The following is a 22,528-nucleotide window of genomic DNA, read 5'->3' on the forward strand; positions in this document are numbered from 1 at the left end:
AGTTGAACATGAAATTAGTAAAAAAATTAACTTTTGCTTTTGTAGCTACTTTAGCAGTCTCAACTTTGACCGCATGTAGTCTTTATACCGGCATTCCAGGCCGTGATGGAAAAGAAAAAGTAGAAGAGGTAACGCATAAGAAACCAAATGAATTAAATATTGGTGTTTCTATTTCGACAACAAACAATCCTTATTTTGTTTCAATGAACAATGCGATTAAATCAATGGCCAAAGAAAAAAATACAAAATTAACGGTTTCTGATGCCCAAAATGATTCTGCAACACAATTAAATAATGTTCAAAATTTCATCAGCCAAAATGTGGATGCGATTTTAATTAATCCTGTAGATTCTGATGCCATTGTTCCAGCCATTAAAGCAGCCAATAATGCCCATATCCCAGTGATTGCAATGGATAGAGGATCAAATGGTGGAACAGTTTTAACAACCGTTGCCTCTGATAATGTGGCCGCTGGAAAAATGGCAGCTCAAGCCGTTGAAAAATTGGTTGGTAAAAACGTAAAAGTTCTGGAACTTTCTGGAACACCAGGAGCTTCGGCAACAATAGACCGTGGTAAAGGATTTAATAGTGAAGCTAAGACCTTAGGATTAAATATATTATCCAGTCAATCAGCTAATTTTGACAGAACAACTGGTTTAAATACGACTCAAAATATGCTCCAATCTCATAAAGACGTCCAAGCAATCTTTGCGCAAAATGATGAAATGGCACTGGGAGCAGCTAAAGCTGTGCAAGCCACTGGACAAAAAATAGCTATTTTTGGAATTGATGGTGAGTCTGAAACACATGATGCCATAAAAGCAGGGACAATGACCGCAACGATTGCTCAACAACCGGCTAAAATTGGTGAAATGGCTTTGCAAGCTACCTATGATTATTATCAAGGTAAAAAAATTGCACATATGATAAATTCGCCAATCTATCTTGTGGATAAAGATAATGTTGACCAACATCAATGGTAGTATAAAAATATAAATTCTGTCGCTAGGGTAGTTTGATATAGATTATCATAGAGTAGCTTTTGTTATTAAAAGTTATCAAAAGCTAGGTAAATAAAGGGTTTTATAGATTGTTTTATTTTATAAAGTTATCAAAGTTTGCTAAATATTATCAAATTTCTGCCCCTTTTTTTGCCCCTTTTTTAAAAATAGACCTCTAATTTAAGAGGTCTATTTCATTTAGTTTTTCTATTATATTTTTGCTCATTTCTTCAGTTACATGAGAATATATAGAAAGAGTTGTTTGAGGGTTATTATGACCCACTCTTTCCATGATGGACTTCAAAGGTATTCCAAGCTCAGTTAATAAAGCAATATGAGTATGCCTGAAAATATGTGTACTTAAATTTTTAGATGAATTTATTTTTTTTAGTCTGCTATTCACAACAGAAATGTTATATGGTTTATTGTTTTTATAAATAAATATATAATTATCTTTGCTTATTTTATCCTTTGGATATTTTAAAGGATATTCATCAATTATTTGAAGACATCTTTTGGGTAGCGTGATTTTTCTATCTGAATAAATATTTTTAGTTGTTGTTTTAGAGTTAGAAACACTATCCCATGTACCATTTATATGTAAAACATTATTTTCAATATTCTTGTTTTGAATTGCTACACATTCTCCAAATCTTAGACCTGTAAGTGACATAAATTCAATTAACAATGCGGTTGATTTATCTATTACTGCCATATCTTTTATGACTTGTTTTAATTCGCTACGCTCAAGATATTTTTCTTTTTTCTTTTCTCTTTGTTCTAATGTCAAAACTTTCTTTTTGATTTTAACATTAGGAATAGGATTAACTGACAGGTATTCTTTTGATATAGCGTAGTCTAAAACCATATTAAAAGATGCCTTAAGTGTCTTAATATAAGAATAAGAATAATTTTCCTTATAATATAGTTTTTCCAATATCTCTAAAATAAAAACAGAGTTAACATCTGATAATAAAGTATCTTCACTAACTAAACTTCTAATTTTTTTCTTTGCAGTATCTCTTAATGAGGCTGTTTTAGCTTTTACGGTTTCTTCATAAATCGAAAAATATTCGTCTTGGACTTCCCAGAAAGTGATAGAAGCTATTTTATTTTGCTCATCTTCAATTTTTTGTTTTTCTTTTTCAAGCTTTGCATCTATTTTATTATACAATAGCCTAGAAGCTTCATTTTGCGCCCTAGAGCTATTCTTATCTAGTGTTACTGATACTTTCCTTGTCTTACCTTTAGTATCTGTATAGCGCTCACAATACTTATATTTACCATTAGGTAAATCTTCTACCCACATTTGCTTTTTATACCTCATTTCTGATAGAATGGTATAGTAAAAAAGCTTATTGAAGCCTTTATACTACTTTATAGTTTAAATCCACCCTCGTCCGACCAAAGATAGGGTGGATTTTTTAGTTTATTCTAATCCTGATTGGTATTTATGTGACAAGAGCCAGCTACCATCTGCCTGTTTAACAAAAGTTAATGAAATTGATTTATACTTTGAAGCCCCCATATTATTCCAAGATACATCTTTGACGGTATAATCTCCACTAGATGATTCATTTGAATCTGATGGAGTGCCAAATTTTGCTTCAAGTCCATCATAGTTTGTCCCGCCAGCTCCAGTCATAGTATCACCAACCACTAGTGCATCGTAGTCAGTTTTGGCCCATTTAAAGTTCTCATCAGCTTTCTTTTGCGAACTTGAAATATCGCTATTAACTTTCTTACCAACACTATCTATAGCATTCGAATACATAGATTGAGTAGCTAAGACAATAATAAAAGCTAAAACTGATATAGCAAAAGAAACAATACTCAAAGTTTTTTTGTTTTTTCTATTCATGATAATTGCAATTAATCCAAGAATAGCAGAAACGACTGCTAACACCGCTGCAAAATTATTTACAATAGGTACCCAAGATAGAATTAACGCAAGTATCCCAATTATTAAAGCTATAATAGCTAAAACTTTTGATTCTTTTTTCTTTTCCATAAATATTAAATCTCCTAACCTAGCTTTTAACGAGGTTCAAGATATTGCTCGTAGTTTTTAAGTAGTTCCCAATAGTTGTTGGAATTCTTTTTTTGCCATTTCGTAGAAATTATGACTTAAATGATATCGATCTAAAAATTCGTAAATGCTAACAGTCTCAATCACATCAAAATAACTTATGTAATCTATAATATACTCATGCATTTCTTGTTTGTTAATGCTAACTTTTATTTCATCTTCAAATATTTCAGTGATAGCTTCATGCATCTCTAAATATTCATTTTTGATGATTGACTCAGCTAATTCAAAAGGTGCATCTGTTGTATTCACAAACACATTGAAATATTCATAGCTTCCCCCATTGGCTTCAAATATTTCCCATAGGAGAAGAATAGCTTCATGATTTGCTCTCACTTCTTGAGGGTTAATTGCATCAAAGTACTTTCCACGATGATTATCTTTATTAATAATATGAATCAGTTCATGAGCAATTTCAAAAGGGTTTACTTCAACAGAGCTGTAAATCATTATTTTATTATCTGTATTAACGATTGCAGGTATAGGGAACGTTTCATCAGATATTACAGAAAACCCAAATTTTTCAACTTCTTTAAGGAGATATTCTAAAAGCTCCTGTCTGCCCATAGAAACCTCCTTATTTGTCTTCCAAACGTTTGCCTAGTAACTGTTTCATAGCTTCCTTAACTTCATCAGTTAATGGCTTACCATCAAAAGATACCCATTTGTCCCAATCAACTTTACTATCATCTACTAAATCTGCAAGGTCAATACCTTGCTTTTGTTGTTCACTTTTAATAGACACAATTTTTGCCTGTTCTTTTTTCTGTTCTTCTAATTGAGTAGAAGCAGCCTCAAGCACAGCTTGTTGACGTGGTTCTTCAAGTTTTTTCATAACTGAAACAGTTTCTTCTATAGTTTCAGAATCATTTGCTGATTCCCGAGTTTCAATCATTGGAACATCATAACCCATTAACCAAGGCTCACTAACTCCCAAAGTTTGAGATAATAATATCAATTTTTGTTGATCGGGATTAGATTTTCCGTTTATATAATTAGATAAATGAGTTTTTGACATTTTTATACCCAATTTATCTTGAAAAGGTTTTGATTTTTCAAGTATATCAACTTGTCTTAAGCCTCGATCGCTCATTATTTTCTTTAGTCTTATTTGAGAGTTTTCTTTTTTCATGAACTTATTATAAAACATTTATAAAAAAAGTTCAAATTTTTTATACTTTTTCCTTGACAATTATTTTCCAAATGATATAATGAAATCATAAAGTTCAAACTATTTGGACTTTCTACCAAACAAGCAAACAAACAAAACAGTTGCGAAGCTTCTGTGAATGTAGTTACACGTTGTATTCAATTCAGCGTAAGTAGCAAGTTTGGCAAATAAAAACCCCCAGAGGGGCAGGGTTATTTTTCTTTAAATATTTCTTGGATCATACCCATGATAAGAAAAGTCGCTATGGAAAAAATCGGATTAGTTGGTTCAATTAGAGCTACTAAGCTTGATAATGCTGAAGATAAACCAAAATTTGATAACACTCTATCAAAAGAATAGGAGACCATATGATTAAGAGATTCTTTGTAAAGTTTACAGGCGATAACAAAATCAAAAAAAGCATATTGCAACGCCTGTATTTGTTGGGTTGCAATGTTTATATCTACTTTGCGTTCGGTATCACTTGGGAGGTTTTTTTCCTCTACCTTTTGATCGGAACTTATGAACTGTTTTTCAATATCGATCATTTCTAATAGGTACTTATTTAATAATTCTTTGATATTATTTTTATCTATTTCATTAAAAATTTTATTAGGAATTCCATAAGCAGCGGCGTGTTGCTTCATAGCTTTCTTTGTTAGTTCACCTAACATTTCTTTATTATAAAAGCGAGACATTCTCTCGAAATATCCAACATAGTTTCTTTGAACGGTCAAAAATAAGTTTTGATTATAGTCCGTGAGAGGATGTTCTCTGAAGGCTTTTACGATTAATTCTTGATTCTTATTTGAGAAGTTCATCTCACTCATTGTCTCGTAAGTTCTCATTACATTGCTCTGAAACTCTTTATAATGTTTCAAAAAATCGTCGTTTAAAGGCGACGTTAAATAATCTTTGTTCATAAAATCTCCAGTGTATTTTTATTTTGAACAAAACCACCAGCCGCGGTATCTCATTCAATATAATTATATCACGGAGTTATGATATCGCTCACAATGAGCAGGGAAGACTGGCGAACAGGTTCGATTCCTGACTTTCCCTTACTGCGTATGCAGAAATTTTATTTAAAAGAAAGGATGTATCATGACTATTGATTATTCTAAATTGAAAGGTCGCATTAAAGAAAAGTATGGTAGTCAGCAAGATTTTGCAAAGGCTATCGGTTTATCAGAAAAAATCATTTCTGATAAGCTCAATAATAAATCATACTGGAAGCAATCAGATATCGATGCCGCTACAGAACTTCTTGGTATTAAAAAAGAAGACATTGGTATTTATTTTTTTAATAAAAAAGTCCAAAATATTTGAACTTAAATAAAAAGAAAGGATTCTAAAATGAACAAATTGATTAAAATTTTGTCAAATGAAAATGACGAACAAGAAGCAACAGTTAAATCTTCACTTATCGAAGCAAATGAATTAATTAAAGCAGTATTCTCGGATTATGGAATTCAAAATAAAGATGGAGAGCAAATCACTCGAAAAGAATTTGCTGATCTAGTTGGTCAAAAGATTTGGTTAGCATCTGATATTTTAGGAATTGAATTAGATTAGGAGAAAACAATGAATCAATTAATTACAATCACACAAAATGAAAACAATGACCAAGTAGTAAGCGGTCGTGAATTACATGAATTTTTAGGAGTAAAAACACCATACACACAATGGTTTAAAGATATGTGCAAGTATGGATTCATTGAAAACATTGACTTTGTATTGGTTTCAGAAAAAAGTGAAACCAATAATCCTAGAAATCCATTTACAACTATTATTAATCACGCACTAAAACTTGATATGGCAAAAGAAATTTCAATGATTCAACGTAATGAAAAAGGAAAACAAGCTCGTCAATATTTTATTGAAGTTGAAAAAGAACTCAAACAACAGCTTTTACCGCAAACTCCTGAACAACAAATTGCATTACTCGCTCAAGGTAACGTGAACTTGAATAAAAAAGTTGAGCAAATCGAAAATTCAGTTCTTGATTTGACTGACCGATTCGGACTTCCATCAAATAAAGCTAAAGTTTTGCAGAAGAAAGTAGCAAGCAAAGTTTATATGTTTACTGGTGGTAAATATTCAAATGCTCATAAGAAATTAGGAGCTAAGGTATTTAGAGAATTTTATAAAGATTTGAACAATCGCTTCGATGTTGTGAAATATAGCGATATTCCGCTAAGTCGTTATGATGAAGCAACAGAATATCTTGATATGTGGCAACCATCGTTCAATACAACACTTGAAATTCGTGGATTGAACTCACAAACCAGCTTTGACTTTGAAGCTTAGAAAGGAGTTCAGATGGAATATAAAGATGATGATTACTTGACTACTCAGCAAGTAGCGGAAAAGTTTTCCATCCATGACCAAACTGTTTATCGACGTAGAAAAGCAATGGAGTTATTTCCACAATTCAAGTCTGGTATTTTCATGAATGGGCGTAGATTTCGATACAAAGAAATTAGAGACTTTATGCAGTTCGTAAATACTCCTGAGTATAAGCAAGAACTTAAAAAGCGTCAATCAGTTATCAAATAAGAAGAGGCACTCATGACCTACACATACATAGTCAACCCAGAAACGGGGGAAATCCTGTTTGATCTGGTACACGACTTAATCACACAAAACATCCGAGCAATCAAGCTCATTGCAAAGAAATTAAATGCGGTGCTCCGATAGAAAGGCAGAAAATGCACTATATACCTAAATATTCAAGAGAGAGACAAAATAAAAGACAGTCACAAAAATTTGTAACTGTCCTTGATAAAGATAAATTAGCTAAAATTTTGGATGAAAATAAACTCATTGTCACTAATTTGCGAGTAGATACTTTAAAAAAAGTAAAGCTAGATGAATTCAAAGAGAAAGGAAAATAAAATGAAAAACACAATTTTAACATCAAGAGAAGCAGATGCTGCGCTTCAAACTGCTCTAATCGATGGTGCAAAGTGGATTATCACACGAACAACTGATACAGTGCTTTATCAAGGTAAAACAATGAACTTTACACCACTTAGAAGCGGTGGAGTGTTGCTGGAGGTTTACTGATGGATAAGACAGAAAAAGCCCTCGCAGGCAAATGGAGGTTCTAATGGAACAAGTAAAAACAATTAATCATCTTGGACAAGTAGTTTATCAAGAGTCAGTCGAATTTTATAAAGAAAAACTCTCAGTTTACTCAAAAGATTTTCTTCAAAATTCGCTTATCCCTCAGCTTTATGAATGGTCAAATGCTTATAAAGCAGCGGTTGAGCTGACAAAATAAAAAAGCCCGCACTGGCATGCGGACTAAGACGTGGTGTGTCTACAAAATTTTATACCTAGATTATATCACGTTTCAACAAAAATAAGAAATGGAGAATTCAAATGGACTTACAACTTATACCAGTAGATGGAGATGGGCAAAGGGTTGACTTGAATCCATCAGCTATAAAAGATATGGATAATGCCACACTTACAGGGTTCTTAGCTCAAGGTAAAATTATAGTTGATCTTTACAAAAAAGCTGAGACAGAAGCTAAAAAGCGTCTTGATGAAGGACAACAATTTAAACGGTTGAGTTATGGCAAAGCAGCACAACAAAAGGTTTTAACCATGACTAATAAACAGAAATATGACTTAGTTAAGGCTCATGGTTGGGATTGTGTAGAGCCAATTACTTTAACTAAACTCAAGAGCAAGTTTGGAGATGGAATCGAACAAGAGCTTGAGCAGTCCATTGTTTATAGAGATAAGAAGCCACCTCTTAAATGGGATGTGTGAGGTAAATTATGGCAGATAAAGAGAAGTCAGTTTTTGAACTGTTAAATTCAATAGATGTCAGTGACAAAGTCGAAAAAAAGAAATCTGGTAAAAATGAGCTAAGTTATCTTAGCTGGACTTGGGCCTGGTCTGAATTTAAAAAGAAATTTCCAAAAGCGACTTATGAAATTAAGAAGTTTGTTTCAAAAGATGGAAATGAGCTTCCATATATGTATGATAGCACAACTGGTTTTATGGTTTTTACATCAGTAACCGTTGAAGATGTTACTCATGAAATGTGGCTCCCTGTCATGGATGGAGCAAACAAAGCCATGAAAGATAAGCCTTATAAATATATGACTAAATATAATGGTGAAAAATCAGTTGAACAAGCTTCAATGTTTGATGTAAATAAAACAATCATGCGTTGTTTGGTAAAAAATATAGCAATGTTTGGATTGGGACTATATATCTATGCTGGAGAAGATTTACCAGAAGAACCACCACAACCTCAATTAAGCGATGCTGATTTAATTGAGAAATATTTAAAACAACATCCAGAAAATAAACCTAATGTAGATGAATTTTTGAAAACAAAGTCGGAACACGAAGTTGCTGAAATGATGAAAGCATATATAGATTGGAGTAAATAATGATTAATAATGTTGTATTAGTAGGTCGCTTAACTCGTGACCCTGAACTTAGATATACACCACAGAACCAAGCAGTGGCTACATTTGGGTTAGCTGTCAATCGTCAGTTTAAAAACTCAAACGGAGAGCGAGAAGCTGACTTCATTAATTGTGTTATTTGGCGTCAACAAGCAGAAAATTTAGCAAATTTTGCTAAAAAAGGGGCTTTGATTGGAATAACTGGACGGATTCAAACACGAAACTATGAGAATCAACAAGGGCAAAAGGTTTATGTGACTGAAGTTGTTGCAGATACTTTCCAAATGCTAGAAAGCAATAAAACACAAGGTCAGCAAGCAAGTAAACCGCAAGCTCAAAATAAAAAACCACTAGCGCCAGACCCTTTTAAAGCTCCTGCTGCTGATCCATTTGCTGGCGGTACTGAAATTTCAGACGAAGACCTACCATTTTAACTAAGTTAGTGCTGGAGGGTGGCGGAACGAGCCGTAAAGTCAATGAGTATTTAGTGTTTACACATAACCACTCATCGCCAGCTTTTAATTTGAATAATAAAACTTGAAATAAATATCGAAGAAAGGAGTATAAGGATTGGCAAGACCAAAAAAACAAACAGTTGATTATTTTCCTCATTATGTGAATAGTGGGAAAACGCTATTCATCTTAGAAAAAAGATACGAAAACAATGGATATGCATTTTGGTTTAAGGTTTTAGAACTACTTGGTTCAACAAATGGACACATTATTGATAGTAGAAACCCTGACGAGTGGGAGTTTCTACTAGCAAAAACCCTTGTAAGCGATAGTTTAGCGCGAGAAATGTTAGATTTATTGGCTAAATTAAACGCTATTGACTTAGAGTTATGGAATGTTGGCATAATTTGGGGCACTAATTTTGTAGAAAATGTAGCTGATGTTTATAAAAATAGGAAAGTCGGAATGCCTAAAAAACCTGATGTAAATAGTTTCTACGAGCAAAAACCCGAACCATCTGAGTTTTCTACCCAGCCTACTAACATTAACTCACAAAGTAAAGCAAAGGAAAGTAAAGTAAACCAAAGTAAAGTAAACCAAAGTAAAGTAAAAGAAAGTAAAACAAATAACCAAGAAATCTTTTCTCGCTTTTTCGAACTCTTTTCAAACTTTAATAAAAAAAACATTTCCAAAAGAGCAATGGCTTTACAAGTTTTTCTTGACTTACCCCAATTCCAAAAAGATTGCATTGTAAAAGGAGCTGAGAATTACATTCAAGATTATATAAATAATCATTCGGATGATCCTGATGGTAACTATAGTGTTAATCCGTATGAGTTTTTAGATAATGTAATGTTTATGAATTACCAAGAAGAAGTGAAAGCAGATACTGGATATGATGAGGATTTGGGATTCTAGGAGGAATATATGCAGTCAATGGCAGATGGAATCCGAGAGTTCCATAAAAAGAGAGAAGTTAAAACAGGTCTATTTTGTGAAAGACATCAAGAAACTGAGCTTGTTAGATATAAACATCCAGTAAGTATAGATTATGATCCGTTGATTCATGGCGAGTTAGTTGATGGTTTGCAGGTAACCTCAATGAGTTATTGTACAGAATGTGCTAAAGAGGGAATATACCAACATCACCAACAATCAAGTGCTGAAATAAAAGCAAATGAAGATTTCTTGAATAAAAGTAAATATGGAAAATATAGCTTGCTTAAAACACAAAGCCTTGTGGGCAAGAAATCGCTCTGGTTTGCACGTTTCAATACTTTTAAGGTAAATGGATTAGAAGAGCAAAATGTGTTGAATCAAGCCCAAAGAATAGCCAGAGAGTACACTCAAGGGCAAAGATTTAACACTGTGTTTGTTGGCGGAGCTGGTAGAGGTAAATCTCACTTAGCAATGGCCATCTTGCAAGAAGTTAACGAAAATCTCAAAGATGATAAATTTTCAACATTGTTTATCAATATTAGTGAATTAATTCGAGAAATTAAAAATAGTTGGAATTACGCTGATACCAAGGCAGAAGAAGAGCGACTGACAACATTAATGCGAACAGTTGATTTGCTTGTTATTGATGATTTAGGAACTGAAAGTACATTTTCTAAGGATAATAGCTGGGTACAAGGTGTTATTTACAATATTTACAACGCAAGAGAAGGTAATACGATTATCACATCAAATCTTACTGGTAAAGAAATGCGTTCGTCTTATGACGATAAAATAGTTTCTCGAATCATGGAAGGCTCCAAAAATAGTGTTGTTAAATTTGAGGGAATTGCTGACAAGAGGAAAAGTAAATGAAAACAATAATCATTGAGCAGTGGGAAAACGAACACTACCCACTTGGAAGAATTAAAAAGCAGAAGTTGGCAGAGAAAACTGAACATGAGATTATTTTTATCCTTAATCGCATGGCTCAGATGCCTGCAATTGCTAGATTTGGAGAAGTAAGTGAAGTTTGAATTTGAATTGGATAAAATGCCAACTACTCAGCAACAAAAAGGCATTAAAAAAGTGAACGGGAAACTTCAATTCTATGACCGTCGAGGGACAAATAACTACAGCCTTAAAGCTCAACTCATGAAACATAAGCCGAAAGAGTGCTTCGAAAAAAATATTCCTTTGAAGCTATCTGTCACTTTCTTCTACGCTATTAAGCAGAAGAAACGCTGGTGGCAATGGAAAACAAGCAGACCTGACTTAGATAATCTTATGAAGAATTTGCAAGATTATATGACTAAGTTGCGTTATTACAGTGACGACAGCCAGATTGTATGGCTTGAGGCTAAAAAGGTTAATGACGAGAAAAACAGAATTGAAATTGAAATTACAGAGGTGTAAGAATGACAGCATTCAGAATCATACCAACTGTTAAATTATTTAACTTAGCTAAGAAAGCAAGATATGACGGTTATGGAAGTAATTCGGTTTTTATCACAGTTCGGACTAAAGGAAGCCATGAACTGGTTGAAATTTATCGAGATATTAAATCTGTTTTCAACAACGGAAAAGATATGACTTGGAATCAACTGTTTAATTTTATGGATAAGCAACTGACAGAATCATTAGTTGTATTTGAATAGCTTTAATTCATGAAATTTACGGTTACATTGAGCGTTTAAACCATTTCATGGATGATTTATCACGAACAATCTAAAAGCGCTTAAAAGCTAAAATATGAGGTGTTAATATGACAACGCAAAAAGAAAAGAATGTTTTGGAATTTAAAAGACGGAGATTTATTATACACAAAGAAAGTTGCTCAAGAGTACGCAAAAGAGTGTGTTAGAGAAGCGATAATCTTAAATAGCGGTGGTGCTGTATCTGACGACATGATTAAAAGAGTTATTGATTCAGTATTTACGGAGGACACGAAAAATGATTAAAAAAATAAATGTAACATGCGAAAAATGCAAAGAGAGTTTCATATTTACATCTGAAAGTTCAGTCGTTGATAAGGTTTTAGATGAAGGGCATTATATTTGCTTCACTTGTGAAGATGAAAAAAATGAGGACACGAAAAATGATTAAGTTTGAAGAAGAAGCGATTAAAGAAGCTAAAAAAAGTAAATTTATAATGAACTCTTATGATGGAGAATTTACTGCTTCTGATATTGGGTTAAATATAAAGTTAGGGAGAGTCGCTTTCAACTTTCCGTGGTTAGAATTTGCTAAAAACTGGCACTCAGACGAAGAGTTTCAGGAGTTATTGGATAAATATAGTAATCTCAATGATAACTATGAAAAAGAAGTAATCAGAAGTTCTAAAATAGAATCGCAAATCATTGGTTTAAAATCCCAACTCCAACAGCAAGCCCTGCCAGTCGTGCCTGAGTGTGTGGCGGAATTATTTAATGAATATCGTTTTGAAAATATTCAAAGACTTTTTGAATTTGGTATTGATGATATTAAGTCAAGTAAAACGATTAAAGCTCTTATGTGGCGAAATGAACATCCAGATACTTTCTCACTAGCATTCATCACTGGTAAATACGAAGTCGAAAAACCGCAGCTGTTCAGATTGAAATTAAAGAATGCAACAATTAGTAATTACTATTTATGGCTAAATCAGGCTACTGGTAAAGTTTTCGTTGACAAAAAGTTCCTTGATTGGACTAACCATGACAATGTAAAAAATATATTTACAGAACAAGAAATTCCTAAAATTTCAGACGGTGCTTTTGTAAATAACGAAGCTTTTGAGCTTGTGCCTGTGGAGGACGGAGAATGACAAGGAAATTTAAAAAACTAGACGAAAATGCGACTATTCCAGAACGAGCGACAGAACACAGTGCAGGTTATGACATTTCAGCAAGCGAAACAGTTACGATTCAACCTGATGAAATTAAATTGGTAAGCACTGGGCTAGCTGTTCAACTTGGACATGACGAAGTACTGAAATTATATGACCGCTCAAGCAATCCAGTTAAGCGTGGCATTGCATTGATTAATTCAGTAGGAATTATCGATTCAGATTATTATCCTAATGAATTCAAAGGCTTGTTTATGAACATCTCAAAAGAGCCTGTAACCATTTCTAAAGGTCAACGAATTATGCAAGGTGTATTTGTAAAATATCTTACAACAGACGATGACAACGCAAAAGGAGAGCGCACAGGTGGATTTGGTAGCACTGGGGAGGTGTGAAAAAATGATGAAGCAAACAACATGTTATAGCTGTGATAAACCAATCGAGCCTGAATGGCTTCCAGAAGGAGAATTTATTGTATGTGATGAATGTTCTTCCGCCACTGACAAACTTTCGGTTGAAAAACTAGAGCCAATCGGATATTACAACGAAGTGCATGGATTCTTACATGATGAGTTTGATAAAGATTGTTATTGCCAGGGCGGTTGTTCTATGGAAGCAGTTTATACGGAAAGTTAAGTTAAAAAATTAACTGGCGAAAATAAGGTTGAAAAACTCCAAGAACAGCTTAACACTGGGAAAAAGGCACTGACAGAAATAGCTGAGTTTGATTGCTCAGATGATTGTTATTTTACAGCACGAGATGCACTCGCAGCGATTGGAAATGAAGGGAGCGGCGATGGACAATAAAAGAATTTCTGAAATCGTTGACGAAGAAATGATAAAGCAAGATGCAAACAGATATCGTGATATGAGGAAAATTCTCACGATTCCTCAAAGCATTGCGGATGAGTTTGACCAAATTTACGAAGACACGGAAGAATATCAAACAAACGTAGCACAGATGTTTAGCTCAATGCAGCCTTACTTTGTCTTAGAAAGTTATCCAGAAATATTGCATTGGTTAGAGGATGATGTTAAAAATACAAACGTGGTACTCGCCTACCTCGCAGGCAAAGCCCTCGGAGTTGATTTAGTGAAAGTGGTGGAGGGATGAATAAAGAAAATCTTAATAAAATCAATGCTATCAGTTCAGAGATAGCAAAAATTGACCGATTTATTGAAAGTTACTGTCGTGCACCAAGAACGATTGGCTTAAACATTTATAAACAAGATAAGTTTTTAGGTATGGAACTAAAACCTTATGGCTTTTTAGGAAATATAGAGTTTGCTATACCAAGTAAACTCAACCGTAAGTTGATTGATTTGATAGTAGAACATCGAGAAAGTTTAGTTGCTGAACAAGAAAAATTGTGGGGGCAAGAATGACCGACAAACTAATATCGCTGGTCAATGACTGGTGGGGAGGGATTGAATGAAAATATCACCGGGTATAAAACGTAGGATGACCGCTGAAATCACAAATGATGCTAGAGGTTATGAACATATTTTACCAGTTACAATTTCAGCAATAAAAAGAAACATAGATGAAGATGTGGTAATTGAAGATGTCTATGTTTGCTTGAAAAATAATAGAAATGAAACTCTTAGTTATGAATATAAGAAAGGCGAGGGGATTTGAATGATAAAAAGCGGAAAACAAATGATTGAAGAATTTGATAATAAAACAGAAAATGAGAAATTGGTTGAATGTCAGGCTTTAAACAGCTTTGTCACATTTAACGGAATTTCTAAAGATTATCTTATTCATGTATTTAAATGGTTATATAGCGAGACAGTTGATGAGGTAGTCGAATGAAACTAATGTGTAAGCTGTTCGGGCATAAGTGGTCGGAATGGAGAATTTATTTATTTGGCACTCATGAAGAACGCTCTTGTCGTCGTTGCTACATCAGAGATAAACGAATTCCACGCTCAGACCTTGACGAGTCAGAGAACGTGTTCCCTGAAAAATGGCTTGATAAACACATGGATTGAACACAAAAAAACTCCTGCTAGACAACAAATAGCAAGAGTTAAGTATGAACTGGCCGAGTTCTAATTTAATGTAAAATAAATCCAAAATCTAGATTAATTTGACCAAGATTATTATAGCACTATTAACATTATTTTGTCGTTAACAAATGGCAACAAAAAAGTCTCGGTTGGCCAGTCGAGACATGGATAGTTATTTTAAATTCGCTAGTTATATTTTATCCAATTTTATTATAACACTATTATAAAACAACTATTGTTAACAAAAGATAATATAAAAGCCCGAACTGACCAGGTTCGAGCGAAATTGTGAATTCTAACATTTATATTTTTTTGGTCCACTCTAGTATAGCACTAATCAAATTAAAAAGCCCAAGCTGACCAAGCTTGAGCGAATGTTGTAAAAATTATTAGTTACTATTGAATGGTCACATTCATTATACCACTGATTAATTGATAACTATAAAATTTGATTTATTAAAAAATCTTTAACTATAACAAAAAAAGCCCGAACTGACCAGGCTCGAGTTATATGTTCTAGGTTTAAATTTTATTCTTAAAATTTAGGTCTACTACATTATACCATAATAAAAATAAGTTATAACAAAAAAGCTCGAGTTGACCAAGCTCGAGCGAAATACTGAACAATGTTGCGAAGTTAATTTTTGGTCTTAAATATTATAGCACACAGAACAATAATTTATACCAAAATAAAAAAGCCCGAACTGACCAGGCTCGAGTGCAAGAGTTAGTAAACAACTTAGTTCTATTATTATTATAATATTTTTGGTCAGTTATATTATATCACATATACTGAGCTAGGAACTCGCTAAACTCAACTGGAGGAGAAAATGGATATAGTCTGTAATTTCATTAAAAAAGCTGGTAAAGCTTTTGATAGAACTATTTATAAAACAATTATCCGTGGATTTACTTATTTCTACGAAAAAACAAAATACTATGTACTCTTATTCGGAATATCATGTTTGATTATAGGATTGATATTAAAATTTATAGGTATTACATGAAAATGAAAAAAGCCCACGGCAATGGGCTTCGGCAACTGAATTTCTAACTTAATTATACCACAAAAGGAGAATTTGATGAATGGCAGATAAGTTAGATAGAATTATTGGAGATTACGTGAATGGCAGACTTGAAGCCAGAATAAAATCAATTGAAAGCAGATATCTTTATAAGCAAAAAGTAGATAATTTAGGCATTCGTACAGCTTATTCTGGTGGTTCGGAACAATTGAGTCATGTAATAAATCAAGAAAAGCTTGAGAGTGATGAAGAATACCTTAAACTCAAGGAACAACTAGAGATATTAGACTTCTGGTTTAAGCCTTTGATACCTGATGAAAAAAGAGTTATTGAGCTAAAATATAGTGGGTATGCTGGCTTGTATTGGTACCAAGTAATGCAATATTTAGATATCGAAGGAATTAAAGATATTGGATTGAAAAAAGCTAAGACGATATTCTACAAATTTAGAAATGATATTTACCGACAAATGCAGCATTGTTTTTAGGGCATATTTTTGGACAAAAATTGGCACGAAATTGCCTAAAAACGAAACCTCAACCGTTGTTTTTGCTGATATACTTGTATTATGAAGTAAAAGGCAAAAGCAAAAAACAACAACTAATTCGGTTTGGATATACTTCATAACGTTGCTGGACGATAAAACCAGCGTAGCAAGTGACTGGCAGATATTAGGCATAATATCTTTGCGAGGTTCGACTCCTCGTCTTGCTATATCCAACATTGTTTGGGGCTGATAATACTAGTACAGTTTCCGAATAATATTAATAAGTCAGTGCGGTTGGAGCTGACAGCAAGGAATAGAAACGACTTCGCTATTAGAAGTTATAGAGTTCGCGGCTCTATCTTGCTATTATATTTTATTACAGGTTGTCCACTGGGCAGCCTTTTATTGTTGGATTCACGAATAAGATAGGAGGGAGGTATGAAACTTACTGAAAAGCAGAAGAAGTTTGCAGATTATTACATAGAGTTAGGAAATGCAACGCAAGCAGCCATTAAAGCAGGTTATAGCAAGAAAACAGCTAATAGAATTGGCCCTGAAAACTTGTCAAAACTTGTAATTAAAAAATACATTGATGAAAGAATGGAACAGATCGCTTCTGAGCGTATTATGAGCGCACAGGAGATACTTGAAAGACTTAGCCTTATAGCTAATGCAAAAATAAAAGAAACGGTTGTAGTAGCCAATGCAGAGGGATATTCGGAAGTTGAGAAGCCTCCTGATTTCAAAACGCAGATACAAGCAATGAAGGAACTTCTTAAACGTTATCCTGGTAATGATAAATTACTTGAACAAACTCTTCGCAAACTTACTGCAGAAGCTGATATTGCTGAATTCAAAGCTGCAATGATACAATCTGCAACTGATAAATCAACTGAAGAAAAATTGGATGAATTGCTTGGTAAAATTAGTGAGGTTATAGATGATAAGTGATATTTATAGCAAAAAACAAATCGATGTTTTAAAGCAAACAGTAAATAAAGATTGGTTCATTGCTTTACTTCATGGTGCTAAGCGTTCAGGTAAAACAAAGATGAATAATGATTTATTCTTGTTTGAATTAAGACGTGTTCGTAAAATAGCCGATGAAGAGGGTGTGAAGGAACCTATGTATATATTGGCTGGTGTTTCATCAAATACAATAAACAAGAACATCCTACAAGAGCTTTATAATATGTACAATATAGAACCTAAGTTTGATAAGCACAATAACTTTAAATTATTTGGTGTGAAAGTAGTTCAAGCATACACTGGGAATATCGGTGGAGTTGGTGCTATCCGTGGTATGACTGCTTATGGAGCATATGTTAATGAAGCTTCACTTGCTAAACAAGAAGTATTTGCTGAAATTGTTTCTCGTTGTTCAGGTAATGGTGCAAGAATTCTAGCGGATACTAACCCTGATAATCCTGAGCATTGGTTAAAGAAAGAATATATAGATAAGCCTAACGAAAATGTTAAGGCTTTTCATTTTGAATTAGATGATAATACTTTCTTATCTGAGAGGTACCGTGAAAACATTAAAGCAGCAACTCCAAGCGGTATGTTTTATGACCGTGATATAAAAGGACTTTGGGTATCTGCTGATGGTGTGGTTTATCAAGACTTTGATAGCAACAAACATTATATACAATCCAAAGACTTGCCTAAACTATCAACATTCTATTGCGGTGTTGACTGGGGTTATGAACACTGGGGATCTATTGTTGTTATAGGAGAAACAGATGATGGAACAGCTTATTTAATTGAGGAGCACGCAAAACAACATGAAGAAATTGACTATTGGGTAGATATAGCTAAAGGTATTCAAGAACGTTATGGTTCAAGAGTTCCCTTCTATTGTGATTCTGCTCGTCCTGAGCATGTTGATAGGTTTAAACGAGAACACATTGAAGCGTTTAATGGAGACAAAGCACGTTTAACTGGTGTTGAAGCGGTTGCTCGTAGGTTTAAGAAAGATAAGTTATTTATTTGTAGAGATAAAGTCGAGAAATTCCCTAATGAGATCTATCAATATGTTTGGGATGAAAAAAAGGGAGAACCAATAAAACTTTTTGATGATGTACTTGACTCTTTGCGATATGCAATTTATACCAATGAGGTAAGAAATGGCAAGACCGCTGAAATTGTGAGCAAAGTACAATTTGGTCTTTACTAAAGGAGGAACATGGCAATTAAAATAAATAGAGAGATGGCAGGGAATTTAAATAGTCCTACTCCAGAACTGCTAAATTATTGCATCTCTCAACATTTAAGTACTATAGGGAGATTAGACAAACTATCTGATTATTACGATGGCAAGCAAGACATTTTAAAACGAACAAAAGATAATGCTGCAACACCTAATAATAAAGTTGTTGTTAATCATGCAAAGTATGTCACTGATATGAATGTTGGTTTCATGGTAGGAAATCCAGTAGCTTATACAAGCAGTGATGATATTCAATCTATTCTTGATGCTTATACAAAAGTTGATATTGTTTCTCATGATACTGAACTTGAAAAAGATTTGTCAGTATTTGGGATAGGTTATGAATTGATTTATATGAATCAGGAACCTCAAACTGGGAAAGTATTTGCTGACATTAAATGTATTGATCCACGAGGAATTTTCCTTGTTACGGATGATACGATTGACACCAATCCTTTATTTGCTGTACATTATCAACCAGTATATAACCTTCAAGGAGCTGTTGATTATTATCTTGTTAAGTACTATAACGACAATAGAGTATTGACGTATAGAGCGGCTTCTATTGGTTTCGGAGATTATCAATTAATTAAAGCACTACCACATTATTTTAAGGCGGTACCTGTTATTGAATACCGTAACAACGAAGAACGTCAAGGAGATTTTGAGCAAGCAATTAGCTTAATTGATGCTTATAACTTGCTTCAGTCTGACAGATTGAACGATAAAGAAGCCTTTGTTGATGCAATTCTTTTTATCCGTGGGTTTACCTTACAGGATGGAGATGGTGCTAGGTTAGCAAAAGAAAAGATGATGCAGACATCATTTAAACCTGGTGAAGTAGATGCTAGTTATCTTACTAAACAAATGGATGAAAGTTCGGTAGCTGTGTTACGGGATGCAATACTTGAAGATATTCATAAAGTGACTTATGTGCCCAATATGAATGATAAAAACTTCTCAGGAAATGTTTCAGGCGAAGCAATGAAATACAAACTCTTTGGCTTACTACAACTTATGTCAGTGAAGTCAAGATACATGATAAAAGGACTTAGACAACGTTTGATTCTCTTTGCCAATTATTTAGAGATTGGCAATAACAATGTTGATATTGAAGGTATTAAGATTAAACTCAAACCTAATTTGCCAATCAATACAACTGACATTGTTAATCAAATCGTTCAGGCACACCAAGCAGGAATTCTACCTCTTAAAGTCTTGCTTTCATGGCTTCCAGATATTGATAATGTCGATGAAGTTCTTGAACAGTTACAAGAGGAAAAAGAGGATGCTATCGAAATGAATCAGAAAGTTATGGGAATTCAGTCAGAAGATAGCCACTCTAATCTCGATGATCCACCAGATGATAATGAGGAAGGCAGCAAAGATGGAAATAATAAACAGAAAGATGAAGGTAAATAAAATGGAATTTGAATTTAGTGACAAAACTATTGAAATGCTTGGTAAAATGAGTGCAGCTTTGGCTGGACAAATTCAAAAAGACTATAAGCTTGATGAATTAAAAGACCTTGAAATGAAAGAGGCATTCGAAGACCTGGCAAAAATGTATAAATATCTTTATTATGGGCTGATTACACAAGGGTTTGACAAAACAGATGCTATGCAAGCAGCTACTCGAATGCTTGGTATTAGTAATAAATGATTACAGTAAAGTTCAAAAAGAAAAACAACCAAATTTATTGGTATCAAGTGACTGGTCATGCAGGCTTTGCAAATATTGGAAATGATATTGTATGTGCTGGGGTTTCTGCCTTATATATCACAGTTACTAATGCATTGTTATCCTTTGGTAAGACTTTTGAGCGTGATGAAGGATATTTTATACTTGATCCAACAGATAAAGAACTGGCAAGCCTTAAGATACTTTATGATGGAATAGTTTCAATAGCTGAGCAATACCCTGAGCATGTAATAGTAGAGGAGTAAAAAGAATGTCTGACTACTGGCAAAAAAGAGCGATTAAAGCCGAAAAGAAAGTAAATGACGGTGCTAAACAGCTTGAGGAAGTCGTAGCACAGGCATACAAACAAGCTCAATCATATTTAACAAAACAGATTGCTAAATTATTTAGTCGAACTAAGCAGCAAACGGAACTGACAGATGATGAAGCCAAAAGAATGCTTAATGAAACTGTTCCTGTTTCTGAATTAGTTGAGCTTAGAAGATTAGCTAAAGATATCAGCAATCCTGACTTGCAAAGAGAAGCTAAAAAGCGGCTCACAGGACTGGCACTTAAATCAAGAATTACTCGTGCAGAAGATTTAAAAGCAAAGTCTTATCTAGTAACAAAACAAATTGCAGATGTTCAGCTTGATAAGCAGACATCTTTTTATATTGATACGATAGATGAAGCTTACAAAGAAACTACTGCTGAAACGATTATTCGTAAAGCTCAAGCAAATGCTAAGAATGGTATTGTTAAAGAAGTCTGGAATAAAAAAGACTATAAGTTTAAAGAGTTATCCGCCAAATCTGTGGAAAATATACTTGACAGTCACTGGTTAGGAAGTAACTACTCTAAAAGATTATGGGGAGATACAGAAGCTTTAGCTAAACGGTTAGAGCAGCTATTCACGGTTGAAGCTTTAACTGGAATGAGTGAATTTCAGATGTCAAAGGCAATTGCTAGTGAATTTGACCGCTCAATTAACGTTTCTAGGCGTTTGATTCGTACCGAAGCGAATTATATGGCGAATCAAGCAAAACTCAAATCGTGGCAAAATAATGGCGTTGAAAAGTATCAAATCATTGCAATCTTAGATTTGAGAACATCACAAATTTGTCGTCATAAAGACCACAAAGTCTTTCTAATATCTGAAGCAGTTGTAAATGGTGTAGAAGGGACATATCCACCTTTTCACCCGTGGTGTCGCTCAGTTGCTTCGATGTATTCAGAGCGACTAAATAACATAGTACGCAAAGCACTTGACCCTATCACTGGTAAAACATTTGATATTAAAGGAAGTACAACTTACAACGAATGGATGGATAAATTAAAATCAATGCATCCAGATGTTGATTTTAAAAGTAGCAAATGAGGTGATCTAATATCTCGCAGTTATGCGTGAAATAACAACTACTTAAATACACAAAGCGTTTGTCACTGACAGGCGCTTTTCTTATGTCCAAGCGTGATGACATTAAAAGCTTCGGAAGTGCAAGCATTGAACCACTTTAAAAGCAATTGGAAAGGATTAATAACATGAAAATCGCAACATTATGCGGAAACAGTTTACTCAAACTCAACTTACAACAATTTGCTGAAGGTCAAGAAGGCGATGAGGGTGGAGCAGGAACTGGCCAAGAAACTCCTCCTGAATTCAATGCTGATAATCTGACCGATGAACAAGTTGCAGCAATCAAAGAAAAGTTTGGTCTTAAAGATAATACTGAGGTTGACTCTATTGTTAACGCTCGTCATTCTCGTTGGCAAGAAAAACTTGAAGAAGAAAAAAATGAAGCTGCTCGCCTTGCCAAACTTTCGGAAGAAGAACGCCAACAAGCGCTGATTCAAAAAGAAAAAGATGACTTTGAAAAAGAAAAAGCCGTCTTTCGTCAAGAACAGTTGCTTGCAGAAAAAGGCAAACAACTTCAAGAAATCGGTATTCCAAGTGCTTTCGCTGCTCGTATTCAAGGAAATACTGCTGAGGAAGCTATTAAAGATGTCAAATCTTTCAAAGCTGAATGGGATAAAGCTTTAGAAGCAGCAGTTAATGAAAAACTCAAAGCTTCTGTAGATACTCCGCTTGGAAGTGATGGAAAAGGCATCTCGAACAATCCTTTTGCAAAAGAGACTTTCAACTTAACCGAGCAAGGCCGACTTTTCCTAGAAGAACCAGAAAAAGCTAAGACTTTACAAGCTTTAGCAAACAAAAAATAGAAAT

Annotated in this window: 39 protein-coding genes; 34 read left to right on the top strand and 5 right to left on the bottom strand. The window is 34.0% G+C overall.

Going from position 1 to position 22,528, the window contains the following annotated elements:
- Positions 1-8 precede the first annotated feature (8 nt).
- Positions 9-983 (top strand): substrate-binding domain-containing protein, encoded by a 975-nt coding sequence (locus HFD15_RS01870; protein WP_003129432.1) that lies wholly within the window; start codon positions 9-11, stop codon positions 981-983.
- Between the two features lie 193 nt (positions 984-1,176).
- Here HFD15_RS01870 and HFD15_RS01875 read toward each other — a convergent pair whose 3' ends face one another.
- The 5 genes from HFD15_RS01875 to HFD15_RS01895 form a co-directional block, all read right to left on the bottom strand.
- Positions 1,177-2,310 carry a site-specific integrase gene (locus tag HFD15_RS01875; RefSeq protein ID WP_167593241.1) on the bottom strand — a complete coding sequence of 378 codons (1,134 nt, stop codon included), beginning with the start codon at positions 2,308-2,310 and terminating at the stop codon, positions 1,177-1,179.
- Positions 2,311-2,430: 120 nt separating this feature from the next.
- The gene (locus tag HFD15_RS01880) at positions 2,431-3,012 is read right to left on the bottom strand and encodes a DUF4190 domain-containing protein (RefSeq protein WP_167593240.1); all 582 of its coding nucleotides are present in this window, start codon (positions 3,010-3,012) and stop codon (positions 2,431-2,433) included.
- Positions 3,013-3,069: 57 nt separating this feature from the next.
- Positions 3,070-3,657, bottom strand: coding sequence for a hypothetical protein (locus HFD15_RS01885; protein ID WP_167593239.1), 588 nt, complete (start codon positions 3,655-3,657; stop codon positions 3,070-3,072).
- A 10-nt stretch (positions 3,658-3,667) separates the two neighbouring features.
- Complete coding sequence (locus HFD15_RS01890) at positions 3,668-4,222, bottom strand: helix-turn-helix domain-containing protein (protein ID WP_167593238.1); 555 nt, start codon at positions 4,220-4,222, stop codon at positions 3,668-3,670.
- Between the two features lie 230 nt (positions 4,223-4,452).
- On the bottom strand, positions 4,453-5,163 hold the full coding sequence (locus HFD15_RS01895; protein WP_167593237.1) for a hypothetical protein: 711 nt from the start codon (positions 5,161-5,163) through the stop codon (positions 4,453-4,455).
- A gap of 181 nt (positions 5,164-5,344) precedes the next feature.
- On the opposite strand from HFD15_RS01895, the gene HFD15_RS01900 reads away from it, so the two are divergent.
- The 33 genes from HFD15_RS01900 to HFD15_RS02055 all read left to right on the top strand — a co-directional run bounded on the left by HFD15_RS01900 (position 5,345) and on the right by HFD15_RS02055 (position 22,524).
- Complete coding sequence (locus HFD15_RS01900) at positions 5,345-5,569, top strand: DUF739 family protein (protein ID WP_058220936.1); 225 nt, start codon at positions 5,345-5,347, stop codon at positions 5,567-5,569.
- 27 nt (positions 5,570-5,596) lie between these two features.
- Complete coding sequence (locus HFD15_RS01905) at positions 5,597-5,815, top strand: hypothetical protein (protein WP_167593236.1); 219 nt, start codon at positions 5,597-5,599, stop codon at positions 5,813-5,815.
- Positions 5,816-5,824: 9 nt separating this feature from the next.
- Positions 5,825-6,550 carry an ORF6C domain-containing protein gene (locus HFD15_RS01910; RefSeq protein WP_042749061.1) on the top strand — a complete coding sequence of 242 codons (726 nt, stop codon included), beginning with the start codon at positions 5,825-5,827 and terminating at the stop codon, positions 6,548-6,550.
- A gap of 12 nt (positions 6,551-6,562) precedes the next feature.
- The gene (locus HFD15_RS01915) at positions 6,563-6,799 is read left to right on the top strand and encodes a helix-turn-helix domain-containing protein (protein WP_011834775.1); all 237 of its coding nucleotides are present in this window, start codon (positions 6,563-6,565) and stop codon (positions 6,797-6,799) included.
- Positions 6,800-6,951: 152 nt separating this feature from the next.
- Positions 6,952-7,137 carry a hypothetical protein gene (locus HFD15_RS01920; protein ID WP_167593235.1) on the top strand — a complete coding sequence of 62 codons (186 nt, stop codon included), beginning with the start codon at positions 6,952-6,954 and terminating at the stop codon, positions 7,135-7,137.
- Positions 7,112-7,309: a hypothetical protein gene (locus HFD15_RS01925; RefSeq protein WP_167595085.1), complete on the top strand. Its 198-nt coding sequence runs from the start codon at positions 7,112-7,114 to the stop codon at positions 7,307-7,309. Before HFD15_RS01920 ends, HFD15_RS01925 begins: the two co-directional genes overlap by 26 nt.
- Before the next feature lie 43 nt (positions 7,310-7,352).
- Positions 7,353-7,526 (top strand): putative transcriptional regulator, encoded by a 174-nt coding sequence (locus HFD15_RS01930; protein WP_014573167.1) that lies wholly within the window; start codon positions 7,353-7,355, stop codon positions 7,524-7,526.
- A 101-nt stretch (positions 7,527-7,627) separates the two neighbouring features.
- Positions 7,628-8,023, top strand: a complete 396-nt coding sequence (locus HFD15_RS01935; RefSeq protein ID WP_167593234.1) for a hypothetical protein — start codon at positions 7,628-7,630, stop codon at positions 8,021-8,023.
- Positions 8,024-8,031: 8 nt separating this feature from the next.
- Entirely contained in the window at positions 8,032-8,655 is a 624-nt protein-coding gene (locus HFD15_RS01940) for a DUF1071 domain-containing protein (RefSeq protein ID WP_167593233.1), read from the top strand.
- Positions 8,655-9,107 carry a single-stranded DNA-binding protein gene (gene ssb / locus HFD15_RS01945; RefSeq protein ID WP_167593232.1) on the top strand — a complete coding sequence of 151 codons (453 nt, stop codon included), beginning with the start codon at positions 8,655-8,657 and terminating at the stop codon, positions 9,105-9,107. Before HFD15_RS01940 ends, ssb begins: the two co-directional genes overlap by 1 nt.
- Before the next feature lie 136 nt (positions 9,108-9,243).
- Complete coding sequence (locus HFD15_RS14230; protein WP_238785263.1) at positions 9,244-10,044, top strand: phage replisome organiser protein; 801 nt, start codon at positions 9,244-9,246, stop codon at positions 10,042-10,044.
- 18 nt (positions 10,045-10,062) lie between these two features.
- Positions 10,063-10,938, top strand: a complete 876-nt coding sequence (locus HFD15_RS01955) for an ATP-binding protein (RefSeq protein ID WP_238785265.1) — start codon at positions 10,063-10,065, stop codon at positions 10,936-10,938.
- Positions 10,935-11,099 (top strand): hypothetical protein, encoded by a 165-nt coding sequence (locus HFD15_RS01960; RefSeq protein WP_058213069.1) that lies wholly within the window; start codon positions 10,935-10,937, stop codon positions 11,097-11,099. Before HFD15_RS01955 ends, HFD15_RS01960 begins: the two co-directional genes overlap by 4 nt.
- Positions 11,089-11,478 carry a RusA family crossover junction endodeoxyribonuclease gene (locus tag HFD15_RS01965; RefSeq protein ID WP_167593230.1) on the top strand — a complete coding sequence of 130 codons (390 nt, stop codon included), beginning with the start codon at positions 11,089-11,091 and terminating at the stop codon, positions 11,476-11,478. The genes HFD15_RS01960 and HFD15_RS01965 overlap by 11 nt, the downstream gene beginning before the upstream one ends.
- 2 nt (positions 11,479-11,480) lie before the next feature.
- The gene (locus tag HFD15_RS01970) at positions 11,481-11,720 is read left to right on the top strand and encodes a DUF1031 domain-containing protein (RefSeq protein ID WP_167593229.1); all 240 of its coding nucleotides are present in this window, start codon (positions 11,481-11,483) and stop codon (positions 11,718-11,720) included.
- 129 nt (positions 11,721-11,849) lie between these two features.
- Positions 11,850-12,023 (top strand): hypothetical protein, encoded by a 174-nt coding sequence (locus HFD15_RS01975; protein ID WP_167593228.1) that lies wholly within the window; start codon positions 11,850-11,852, stop codon positions 12,021-12,023.
- Complete coding sequence (locus HFD15_RS14235) at positions 12,016-12,168, top strand: hypothetical protein (protein WP_167593227.1); 153 nt, start codon at positions 12,016-12,018, stop codon at positions 12,166-12,168. Before HFD15_RS01975 ends, HFD15_RS14235 begins: the two co-directional genes overlap by 8 nt.
- Positions 12,161-12,868 (top strand): DUF1642 domain-containing protein, encoded by a 708-nt coding sequence (locus HFD15_RS01980; RefSeq protein ID WP_238785267.1) that lies wholly within the window; start codon positions 12,161-12,163, stop codon positions 12,866-12,868. The genes HFD15_RS14235 and HFD15_RS01980 overlap by 8 nt, the downstream gene beginning before the upstream one ends.
- Entirely contained in the window at positions 12,865-13,284 is a 420-nt protein-coding gene (locus HFD15_RS01985) for a dUTP diphosphatase (protein WP_167593226.1), read from the top strand. Before HFD15_RS01980 ends, HFD15_RS01985 begins: the two co-directional genes overlap by 4 nt.
- A gap of 4 nt (positions 13,285-13,288) precedes the next feature.
- Positions 13,289-13,525 (top strand): hypothetical protein, encoded by a 237-nt coding sequence (locus HFD15_RS01990; protein ID WP_167593155.1) that lies wholly within the window; start codon positions 13,289-13,291, stop codon positions 13,523-13,525.
- A gap of 145 nt (positions 13,526-13,670) precedes the next feature.
- Positions 13,671-14,003, top strand: a complete 333-nt coding sequence (locus tag HFD15_RS01995; RefSeq protein ID WP_238785269.1) for a hypothetical protein — start codon at positions 13,671-13,673, stop codon at positions 14,001-14,003.
- Entirely contained in the window at positions 14,000-14,275 is a 276-nt protein-coding gene (locus HFD15_RS02000; protein ID WP_167593225.1) for a hypothetical protein, read from the top strand. Before HFD15_RS01995 ends, HFD15_RS02000 begins: the two co-directional genes overlap by 4 nt.
- A gap of 46 nt (positions 14,276-14,321) precedes the next feature.
- On the top strand, positions 14,322-14,528 hold the full coding sequence (locus HFD15_RS02005; protein WP_167593224.1) for a hypothetical protein: 207 nt from the start codon (positions 14,322-14,324) through the stop codon (positions 14,526-14,528).
- Entirely contained in the window at positions 14,529-14,705 is a 177-nt protein-coding gene (locus HFD15_RS02010; RefSeq protein ID WP_167593223.1) for a hypothetical protein, read from the top strand.
- Positions 14,702-14,884 (top strand): DUF1660 domain-containing protein, encoded by a 183-nt coding sequence (locus HFD15_RS02015; protein ID WP_167593222.1) that lies wholly within the window; start codon positions 14,702-14,704, stop codon positions 14,882-14,884. Before HFD15_RS02010 ends, HFD15_RS02015 begins: the two co-directional genes overlap by 4 nt.
- 1,104 nt (positions 14,885-15,988) lie before the next feature.
- Positions 15,989-16,414, top strand: coding sequence for a RinA family protein (locus HFD15_RS02020; RefSeq protein WP_058211293.1), 426 nt, complete (start codon positions 15,989-15,991; stop codon positions 16,412-16,414).
- Between the two features lie 438 nt (positions 16,415-16,852).
- Positions 16,853-17,365 (top strand): terminase small subunit, encoded by a 513-nt coding sequence (locus tag HFD15_RS02025; RefSeq protein WP_021722218.1) that lies wholly within the window; start codon positions 16,853-16,855, stop codon positions 17,363-17,365.
- On the top strand, positions 17,355-18,590 hold the full coding sequence (locus HFD15_RS02030; RefSeq protein ID WP_058220957.1) for a PBSX family phage terminase large subunit: 1,236 nt from the start codon (positions 17,355-17,357) through the stop codon (positions 18,588-18,590). Before HFD15_RS02025 ends, HFD15_RS02030 begins: the two co-directional genes overlap by 11 nt.
- Before the next feature lie 9 nt (positions 18,591-18,599).
- Complete coding sequence (locus HFD15_RS02035; RefSeq protein ID WP_167593221.1) at positions 18,600-20,045, top strand: phage portal protein; 1,446 nt, start codon at positions 18,600-18,602, stop codon at positions 20,043-20,045.
- A gap of 1 nt (position 20,046) precedes the next feature.
- A complete protein-coding gene (locus tag HFD15_RS02040) occupies positions 20,047-20,286 on the top strand; it encodes a hypothetical protein (RefSeq protein ID WP_167593220.1) in 240 nt (79 codons plus the stop codon).
- Positions 20,283-20,570, top strand: a complete 288-nt coding sequence (locus HFD15_RS02045) for a ribosomal-processing cysteine protease Prp (RefSeq protein ID WP_167593219.1) — start codon at positions 20,283-20,285, stop codon at positions 20,568-20,570. Before HFD15_RS02040 ends, HFD15_RS02045 begins: the two co-directional genes overlap by 4 nt.
- Positions 20,571-20,575: 5 nt before the next feature.
- The gene (locus tag HFD15_RS02050) at positions 20,576-21,682 is read left to right on the top strand and encodes a minor capsid protein (RefSeq protein WP_167593218.1); all 1,107 of its coding nucleotides are present in this window, start codon (positions 20,576-20,578) and stop codon (positions 21,680-21,682) included.
- Positions 21,683-21,846: 164 nt separating this feature from the next.
- Positions 21,847-22,524, top strand: coding sequence for a DUF4355 domain-containing protein (locus tag HFD15_RS02055; protein WP_167593217.1), 678 nt, complete (start codon positions 21,847-21,849; stop codon positions 22,522-22,524).
- Positions 22,525-22,528: the final 4 nt, after the last annotated feature.

It is taken from the genome of Lactococcus sp. EKM203L (genome assembly GCF_011800585.1).
In the GTDB taxonomy this organism is placed as follows: Bacteria; Bacillota; Bacilli; order Lactobacillales; family Streptococcaceae; genus Lactococcus; species Lactococcus lactis.